The sequence below is a fragment of the Geomonas sp. genome (assembly GCF_035254065.1).
Classification (GTDB): Bacteria; Desulfobacterota; Desulfuromonadia; order Geobacterales; family Geobacteraceae; genus Geomonas.
This window is the reverse complement of sequence record NZ_DATFBA010000351.1, coordinates 1-8,213: the sequence shown is the minus strand read 5'-3', so window position 1 is coordinate 8,213 and position 8,213 is coordinate 1. Positions and strand designations below refer to the sequence as shown.

The 8,213-nt window shown below is 62.8% G+C and carries 8 protein-coding genes; 5 read left to right on the top strand and 3 right to left on the bottom strand.

Annotated elements, in window-relative coordinates; translation table 11 throughout:
• Nucleotides 1-411: 411 nt before the first annotated feature.
• Complete coding sequence (gene rsgA, locus VJ604_RS16465) at nucleotides 412-1,359, top strand: ribosome small subunit-dependent GTPase A (protein WP_324084427.1); 948 nt, start codon at nucleotides 412-414, stop codon at nucleotides 1,357-1,359.
• 25 nt (nucleotides 1,360-1,384) lie between these two features.
• Nucleotides 1,385-2,098 carry a spermidine synthase gene (locus VJ604_RS16460; RefSeq protein ID WP_324084425.1) on the top strand — a complete coding sequence of 238 codons (714 nt, stop codon included), beginning with the start codon at nucleotides 1,385-1,387 and terminating at the stop codon, nucleotides 2,096-2,098.
• A 1-nt stretch (nucleotide 2,099) separates the two neighbouring features.
• On the opposite strand, the gene VJ604_RS16455 is transcribed toward VJ604_RS16460, so the two are convergent.
• Nucleotides 2,100-2,471: a response regulator gene (locus tag VJ604_RS16455; protein WP_324084423.1), complete on the bottom strand. Its 372-nt coding sequence runs from the start codon at nucleotides 2,469-2,471 to the stop codon at nucleotides 2,100-2,102.
• Nucleotides 2,472-2,931: 460 nt separating this feature from the next.
• Here VJ604_RS16455 and VJ604_RS16450 point away from each other — a divergent pair, with 460 nt between their 5' ends.
• Together VJ604_RS16450 and VJ604_RS16445 are read left to right on the top strand one after the other, a co-directional pair.
• Nucleotides 2,932-4,770 carry an MEDS domain-containing protein gene (locus tag VJ604_RS16450; protein WP_324084421.1) on the top strand — a complete coding sequence of 613 codons (1,839 nt, stop codon included), beginning with the start codon at nucleotides 2,932-2,934 and terminating at the stop codon, nucleotides 4,768-4,770.
• 56 nt (nucleotides 4,771-4,826) lie between these two features.
• Nucleotides 4,827-5,693 (top strand): sensor histidine kinase, encoded by an 867-nt coding sequence (locus VJ604_RS16445; protein ID WP_324084419.1) that lies wholly within the window; start codon nucleotides 4,827-4,829, stop codon nucleotides 5,691-5,693.
• Nucleotides 5,694-5,879: 186 nt separating this feature from the next.
• Here VJ604_RS16445 and VJ604_RS16440 read toward each other — a convergent pair whose 3' ends face one another.
• Nucleotides 5,880-6,152 (bottom strand): PilZ domain-containing protein, encoded by a 273-nt coding sequence (locus VJ604_RS16440; RefSeq protein WP_324084418.1) that lies wholly within the window; start codon nucleotides 6,150-6,152, stop codon nucleotides 5,880-5,882.
• A 188-nt stretch (nucleotides 6,153-6,340) separates the two neighbouring features.
• Here VJ604_RS16440 and VJ604_RS16435 point away from each other — a divergent pair, with 188 nt between their 5' ends.
• Nucleotides 6,341-7,627: an aspartate aminotransferase family protein gene (locus tag VJ604_RS16435; RefSeq protein ID WP_324084416.1), complete on the top strand. Its 1,287-nt coding sequence runs from the start codon at nucleotides 6,341-6,343 to the stop codon at nucleotides 7,625-7,627.
• Between the two features lie 36 nt (nucleotides 7,628-7,663).
• On the opposite strand, the gene VJ604_RS16430 is transcribed toward VJ604_RS16435, so the two are convergent.
• Nucleotides 7,664-8,213, bottom strand: a 550-nt coding sequence (locus VJ604_RS16430) for a response regulator (RefSeq protein ID WP_324084414.1), incomplete at its 5' end; no start/stop codon positions are given.

Here is an 8,213-nt window from a genome sequence, read left to right as displayed (position 1 = left end):
CTCGCACGTTGCGCATTGCATCCGCTATCTCCCAGTTCTGCTCCTTCAGGTAGATACGGGCGAGAAAATGTCTGATTGCCGTCTGCTTTCCTTTAGCCATTCGTTCCGATACGTATATGTCAATTGCCTCATCCGCCGTATCTTTGTTCATGACTGACCACCTTTCGGGCTGGTGCCCGGCGTCCGCTTGCTGCGCGGAGTGCTTTATAAAATAGATCAAGGAATCAATGCCGGCGGTACGGGATTTCACGCGGGGAATAGGCGTCCATCCCATAACCTAAATATCGGTGAAAAGGTGCTCTGTGTCAACTCAAGGGGGCGGCGGTTTGGCCCCCTATTCATTCTGGAAAACCGCCAGCTGGCGGCATGTGACCAAAAGGCTGGCCGGTAACGGCAAAGACAAAAGTGGAGATGCGGTTGGAAGAAGCGGGAAAAGAGATGTCCACCGGGAAGGCACCGGAGAGCGCGCCCGAGACGGGCGGGCTGATAGTATCCCACTTCGGGGTGGCTGTCGAGGTGCTTTTCGGCGGCGGCGAGCGCCGGATGGTGAGGGTGAAGAGGAATTCCGGCCACGTGGTCGGGGACCGGGTCCGCGTTGCCGGAGAGGTGCTGGAGCGGCTCCCCAGGCAGACGGAACTGCGCCGCCGGGATGCCCGCGGCAGCGTGCACCTGGTGGCAGCCAACCTGGACGTGCTGGGGATCGTACTGGCTCCCGGTTCACCCTCCGGTTTCGCCGATCGGGCCATCGTGGCCGCCCGCGCGGCCGGGCTGAAGCCGTTCCTGGTCTGCAACAAGTGCGATCTGCCGGAGGCGAGGGCCCTGGCGTCGGAGGTGGCTGGCACCTATGCCGGCTCGCTTTCCACCTTCGCCCTGAGCGCCGCGAGCGGGGAGGGGATCGAGGACCTGCGCGGCTTTTTGCGCGAAGGACACCGAGGGGCTTTCGTGGGCTCCACCGGTGTCGGCAAGAGTTCGCTCCTGAACGCCCTCTGCCCCGAGATCAACCTCAAGGTCGGCGAGCTGAGTGACCACCGCTGGCTCGGCAAGCACACCACCACTGTATCCTCCCTGCACACCGTCCCTGGCGGAGGCGAGCTGGTCGATACCCCCGGCTTCCGTGATTTCGGCCTGGTCGATATCTCCTCGGAGGAGGTGGTCGAGTACTTCCCGGGCTTCGAGTCCCTGGAGGAGAACGGCTGCCGTTTCCACAACTGCCGCCACCGCAGCGAGCCGGGATGCGCGGTTACCGAGCTGGTGGAAAGGGGAGAGCTTGCCGCCGACCGCTACCGCTGCTACCTCGACATCCTCGCCGAGGCCGAGGCGGCCGAAGACGCGGCAGCGCGGAGGCCGCGCAAGAAGTGATCGATCCCTTCAGGAGAAAATTGAAATGGCGCAACCGTGGAAGGTTCTGGATGCAGTAGAGACCAAAGATGGCAAATTGGAACTGAGGCAGCGAGGGGAGAAGGATTTTCTGATCCTGGTCAACTCGCTGGTGCTGATGAACAGCTCGCTGCACCGCTCTGAGCTCGCCCTGGGCCAGGTCGCCTGCGGGCATCTGAAGGAAGAGTCTGCCCCGCGGGTGCTGGTGGCAGGGCTGGGCATGGCCATCACGCTGAGGGCCGTGCTGGACTGTCTGCCGGCGACGGCTAAGGTGGTGGTAGCCGAGTTGAACCCGGTGGTGGTGGAATGGTGTCGAGGGCCGCTTGCCTCGCTGACCGCCGGCGCCGTCGATGATCCCCGGGTCAGCGTGCAGATCGCCGACGTGGCGGATGTCATCAGCCAAAGCGCGGGTTCGGGGGGCTCTTTTGACGCCATCGTGCTTGATCTCTACACCGGGCCGCATGCCCGTACCGACAAGGTTGCTGATCCGCTGTACGGCACTGTCGCCATCGAGTTGACCCGGTGCGCCTTGAAGCCGGGCGGGACCTTCGCGGTCTGGGGGGAGAACCGGGATGCGGGCTTCGAAAAACGTCTCTCCTCAGCGGGGTTCGTGGTCTCCACCGAGCGACCCGGTCGGGGTGGCCTGCGGCACGTGGTTTACCTGGCGCGACTGCCGCAGCGCCAGGAGGCTCCCCGGCGCAGGAGGGGAGGGGGGCGATAGCCTAGGCAGCCAGCATGCTCTGTACCGAGCGCACCAACTGGCTGGCGGTGAAAGGCTTGGATAGATAGCCATCCGCGCCGTGCGTCTCTACCAGCTCGCTCAGTTCCTCTTCCGCCTTGGAAGAGATGAGCAGCACCGGGATGTTGCGGCTTTTGTCTCGCGATTTCAGGAGCTTCAGCTTCTTGTCCCCGGACATGAGCGGCATGACCACGTCGAGGAGAATCAGGTCCGGCGGTGTGTTGGAGTAGATGAGATGGTTCGAATAGACCCCGTTGTCTGCGGTCGAGACCTTGAAACCGGCCGCGGCCAGGAAGTCACTGGCCATCGCCAGGACCACCTTGCAGTCGTCAATGACCACAATATGTTTCGACATCGTCCCTCCTGCTGGAATAACAAACGGTGTTTTGTATATCACGCTTTCTTTGCCTTGTCCAGAAGGGATGGTCTTTTTTCTCATTAAAGAGGAAATTCTCAGGAAAGCTAACTGCTTTTCATCGTTTCCGGTTGCTGACGGCGATCGGCCTCCTCCGGGCCGGTGCTGCTCTCCTGGTGCCACGCCTACCTTTCCACCATTCAGGTTGCTTTTTATGCCAGTTTAGAAAACCTTGTTTTGCACGAGCTGACGCACTCTGCTCCGCTGTCCACATCCCCGCCGCTGCTCATCCGCTCACCACTCTCCCTCCTCAGCCACCCGTCCCCCTCTCGGTTTGATGGCTAAACCTCTTCTTCCTTGTAGCGGTCCGCTGATTGATGCCCAGCGATCGGCGCATCCTTCGTTGCGGGCGAGCGGAATTCCTGTATATTAGACAAAAATAATTTTCATGCGAGGCGCCATGCTAGACAGGGAACCCGTTCAGCTTCCAGGTCTGGCGGAGGTGGGGCGGCACGACCATCTCTGCCTTCTCCACGAGGGTGAGGAAGCTTTACCCGCCGCGTTGACTCTGTTCGTCCAGAAGGGCCTGTCCCTGGGCGAGCGCTGCGTCTACCTGAGCCCGGGAGACGAGATGCGGGAGCGGGTGCTGAAAAATGCCGCATCGGGAGACAGCCAGGAGACGGAGGCCTTGAAGCTGCTTCCGCTGCGGGATGGCTGGCTGCAGGGAGGGAGCTTCCAGCCGCTGCGGGTGATGGGGGTGCTGCAGTCGGCCGTCGTCCAAAGTGCCGAGGACGGCTACAAGTCGACCCGCGTTATCTGCGACCTGGGGTGGATGGTCAACGACCCCGACGCGCGGGAACTGCTGCTTGACTTGGAAACCGCCCTGAGCGAGTTTGCCGGCAAGCATGAGGCGACCGTTCTGTGCCTGTACGACCGCCGCATCTTTTCCGCTGAGCTGTTGCTGAAGGTGGCCAGGCTCCATCCCCATCTGGTTATCAACGGCAAGCTCTGCCGCAATCCCCTCTTCATCGCTGCCGGAAGCGACCCGGGTCCCAACCGTGCAACCGCCGAACTGGAGCAGTTCCTGGGCTCGGCGTACGCCTCGACGCTGGCCGGCGCCGAAATCGATAAGTTGCGCCAGGAGGTTGAGCAGGCCTACGCCGCGCTGGCGCGCAAGATCTACGAAAACTGGCAGGAGGAGGACCTCTTGCGCGAAAACAAGCTGGAACTTCAGCAGAAGGAGGAGGCCCTGCTTGGACACCGAAGGCGGGTGCGGACCATCCTCCAGCATCTCCCCGCCATGCTGATGGCCTTCGACACGGGGCTCTCTCTTTCGTCCTGTAACCACGAGTTCGAGAGGGTGACCGGATTCAAGGCGGAAGAGGTGATGGGCAAGTCGATGCTTGATCTTTTCCAGGTGCCGGGCGGGCTGGAGGAAGAGCTGCTGGCCCTTCATCCCGAACAGGGGGGGGAGTACCGCGGCAAGGTGTGGGAGATCCGCTGCAAGGATGGCTGCACGAAGAGCACCTCCTGGTCGAACTGCTCGCGCTACGTGCAGATTCCCGGCTGGGGCAACTGGATCGTCGGGCTGGACCTGAGCATGCAGCTGCATGCCGAGAGAGACCTGAAGGCGTTGACCGACCAGCTGGAAGCCCGGACCGGAGAACTGGACGCCTTCAGCCAGGCCGTTTCCCATGACTTAAGCGGTCAGCTCTCCAGCATCAGCGGCCACTGTGCCACCATGCAGGAGCTCTACGGCCGGGCCCTTTCTCCCCAGTGCCGGGAGCTTTTGAGAAGCATCCTGGAGTCCACCAGCGAGATGGCCGGCAGGATCAATGCGCTCCAGCGTCTCACCACCCTCGCCTCGGCGGGACTGCAGCCGGAGGAGGTGGACCTGAGTGCCATGGCCTCTGAGATCGCTGCCCAGCTAAAAGGAAACTGCCAGCGCCCGGTCACCTTCCAGATCGAGGACGGGTTGACCGCCACCGGCGACGCAAGGCTGCTCCGGCTGGCCATGGAACAGCTGCTGGAGAACGCCTGGAACTATACGGTTGGCGTGCAGCATCCGGTGATCCGTTTCGGAATCGCAGAGGTAGAGGGGGCTCGCAGTTTTTATGTGAGCGACAACGGCCCCCGGCTGGTGACGATCGCTGGTTTGCCACCGGCCGCGGAAAAGCCGGGCCACCTCTGCTGCGGGATCGGGCTTGCCACGGTGCAGCGGATCATCACCCTGCACCGTGGCAGGATCTGGGCGGCCGATCAGGCGGACAAGGGAGGGACCCTGTATTTCACGGTCTGATCCGGCGGGGAAGGAACCGGAGATTTGCCCAACGTCCTGCCAAGGGAGATGAGAGCGTGTCAGCCCTGGACGAAAAAATTCCGGCTGTGAGCCCGACCGAGACCGCTTGTGCGGATCCCCTGAGACGCGCCGCGTTCAGGTCCCTGGAAGCAATCGGGAGCCTGCTGGCAACGGCAGGGGAGGCGGTCATCCTGCTGACAACGCAGGTGGATCGCCTGCTGTCCGACCAGGCGGAGCGGCTGGCTACCATCAACCGGGACCTGGCGGCCTTCAACCATTCGGTCACCCACTACCTCCGCGCGCCCCTCGCAAGGATCAGCGACCTCTCCCGCCTCCTCCAGGAGCGCTATGGCGGCAGCTTCGAGCCGGAGGTTCTTGATTACCTGGAGCGCGTCGGCAGCTCGTCACAGTACATGAGTGAGCTGATCGAGGCACTTTTGGATCTCTCCCAACTCTCCTACCAAAACCTCAAGCGCGAGGTAGTCGACCTCTCAAAGATCGCGCGGCAGACTGCCGACGAGCTCAGGCAGGGGGCACCGGAGCGGCGGGCCGATTTCATTATCCAGCCGCACATACGCACGGTGGGCGACCTCCGCCTGCTCGAGATCGCCCTGAAGAACCTGCTCAGAAACGCCTGGAAGTTCACCTCGATGCGGGAAACCGCTTGTATCGAGTTCGGGGCCTGCCAGTCGGCCGGTCCCAGTACCTGTTTCGTGCGGGATAACGGGGTTGGCTTCGACATGTCCAACGCGCAGCGGATGTTCCAGGCCTTCCAGCGGCTGCACAGCGGCGCGGAGTACCCCGGTTACGGTATCGGGCTCACCACGGTGCAACGGATAATCAGCCGGCATGGCGGACGGATTTGGGCTGAAGGGGAGGTGGGGAAGGGGGCGACCTTCTTCTTCACGCTGGGTGGGGTCTGACGATCAACAACTGATGAAGGGGGGAGGACGGGGGCGCTGGCAGTCAGCGTTCTTTTTCATGGGCGAGGGATGAAGCCGCCGGACCTGCAGGACCGGCGGCTGCAACAGGGGGAAAGGAAGCGAAGAAAAGCTGCAACGGGAAACTGCGCGAGGGTTCGCGCCGAAGCCAGTTGAAAGGGTGAGCAATCAATCCAGCAGGGTCTTTTCGAATTGCAGCCCCATCCCCTTGTCGGTCACCCGCACCACCCTGGCCTTCAGGTCGCACAGCACCTGCGGCGTCAGGGTGTGGTAGATGGTGATGGCTACCGTGTCGTCTATCTCCATCCTTCTTTCGGTGCTGACGAATACCCCCTTCATGCTGAGGTTCTCGACCTCACCCTCGATGATCTGTTCGTTGAGGTGGATGTTGGCTTTTGCGTGCAGGGCCAGCCTCGCGAAATTTCTCTTTTCCTTGTACATCGCCCCTCCCTTCTTGCTTAGATGAGATCGCCGGGTTGGCATAAACAGAGGTTAGTTTAATCTAATGTTTTTACAATGCAAGCAACTGACCATAAAAACCTGCCGCCCAGGCAGACAGGCGGCGCGGTTGCGGCGCCACCGGGGTATGCTATCATCGTTTCTTCATGTAAACCCGTGGTGAGGTGACTATGAATAAGGATGAAATGGTTGTGAACCGGGGATTGTCGGTGTTCGCCCCCGCCGCCCACTACTACTACCAGTTTTCCATCTCGCGGGGTGAGGGATGCACCGTCTACTCCCAGGAGGGGCTCCGCTTCCTCGATTTCACCTCCGGGCTGGGGGTCCTCAACATCGGTCACAACCATCCCAAGGTGGTGGAAGCCGCCCGCAACCAACTGGAAGCGTACATCCACACCGGGGGGATCTACTATAGCGAAGCGACCGTGGCCGCGGCCGAGCAGCTGGTCTCGGTGACCCCGGCGGGCCTGGACATGCTCTTCTTCAGCAATTCCGGCGCCGAGGCGGTGGAAGGGGCGCTGAAGCTCGCCCGCTACACGAGCGGCCGCCAGGCGATCATCTCCTGCACCGGGGCCTTCCACGGCCGGACCATGGGGGCCCTTTCGGTCACTACCAGCTCCTCCGCCTATCGGCGGCGCTACCACCCGCTGCTCCCCTCCATCTACCAGGTAAGCTACCCTGCCTGCTTCACCTGCCCCTACGGCCTCACCCCCGAGTCCTGCGGCACCCGCTGCCTGGACGAGATCAGCAGGATCTTCGAGCGCCAGGTGCCGCCCGAGGAGGTCTGCGCCATCCTGATCGAGCCCTTCCTGGGGGAGGGGGGCTACTACCCGGCTCCCGCGCCCTACCTGCAGGGACTGCGCTCAATCTGCGACCAGTACGGGATCCTGTTGATCTTTGACGAGGTCCAGTCGGGGATCGGTCGGACCGGGAAATGGTTCTGCTGCGAGCATGCCGGCGTGGTGCCCGACATCATGACGGTGGCCAAGGCGGTCGCCTCGGGGTTCCCGCTCTCGGCGGTGGTCAGCTCCCGCAAGGTCATGCAGAAGTGGGAGCTTGGCGCCCACGGCACCACCTTCGGCGGTAATCCGGTCTCCTGCGCAGCTGCCCGGGCCACTCTGGAGGTGATCAGGGACGAGGGGCTCCTGGCGCGGGCGACGGTGGCCGGGGGGCGGGCTCTCTCGTTCCTGCAGGATCTGGCCGCGCGCAATCCCTGCATCGGCGATGTACGGGGGAAGGGGTGCATGATCGGCATCGAGTTCGTGGACGCCGCGGGTGTGGCTGACGGCCGCCGGTGCGCCGCGGTCATCGACCAGTGTCTGAGCAAGGGGCTGATCCTGATCGGCTGCGGGCTCAGGCGAAACGCCATCCGTTTCATCCCGCCGCTGAACGTGACCGACGAGGAGTTGGAGGAGGCGCTGGCGATCTTCGCAGCCTCCGTGGCGGAGACATCGTGAGGAGATGAAAGGGGGCCGTGGCGATAGGCGGGAAGATCAAGCGGCCGGCACCGCCTGCTGCTGCCGGTTGTGGTGCATCAGGTCGAAGGCGCGCTTGACGCGGGCGACCACCCGGACGGTCATCATCGGCTTGGCGATGAAGTCCTGGAAACCCGATTTCAGTGCCCGGTGCTCTTCCTCGGGGGAGACCTTGGCGGTCAGCAGGATGATGGGTGTGCCGGCGGTGGCGGGGTTGGCCTTTACTGCCCGCATCAGGGCGTAGCCGTCCATCCTGGGGAGGGTGGCGTCGCACAGGATCAGGTCAGGCCTTTGCGAGAAAGCGATGGTCAGCCCCTGCACCCCGTCGTTGGCCATCAGCATCTGGTACCCTTCCTTGCTCAAGGCCTGTGCTATCTCGGAGGTTATCTCGGTGCTGTCGTCCACCACCAGCAGCACCCGGGGCGCTTCGTTGCGAGCCGGCATCCCGCGCAGGTAGTGCTGCTTCACCCCTTCCAGGATGTCCTCGCGGGTGGCCAATACCGGTACGATCCTGGCTCCGCACCTCGTCTCCAATAGCTGCAAGGTATCGGTGTCGAAGGGGTCGGTG

What these genes read in the sequence shown, in the direction of transcription:
- rsgA (WP_324084427.1), top strand. Translation starts at nt 412, where the DNA reads ATGCGGTTGGAAGAAGCGGGAAAAGAGATGTCCACCGGGAAGGCACCG.
- VJ604_RS16460 (WP_324084425.1), top strand. Translation starts at nt 1,385, where the DNA reads ATGGCGCAACCGTGGAAGGTTCTGGATGCAGTAGAGACCAAAGATGGC.
- VJ604_RS16455 (WP_324084423.1), bottom strand. Translation starts at nt 2,471, where the DNA reads ATGTCGAAACATATTGTGGTCATTGACGACTGCAAGGTGGTCCTGGCG.
- VJ604_RS16450 (WP_324084421.1), top strand. Translation starts at nt 2,932, where the DNA reads ATGCTAGACAGGGAACCCGTTCAGCTTCCAGGTCTGGCGGAGGTGGGG.
- VJ604_RS16440 (WP_324084418.1), bottom strand. Translation starts at nt 6,152, where the DNA reads ATGTACAAGGAAAAGAGAAATTTCGCGAGGCTGGCCCTGCACGCAAAA.
- VJ604_RS16435 (WP_324084416.1), top strand. Translation starts at nt 6,341, where the DNA reads ATGAATAAGGATGAAATGGTTGTGAACCGGGGATTGTCGGTGTTCGCC.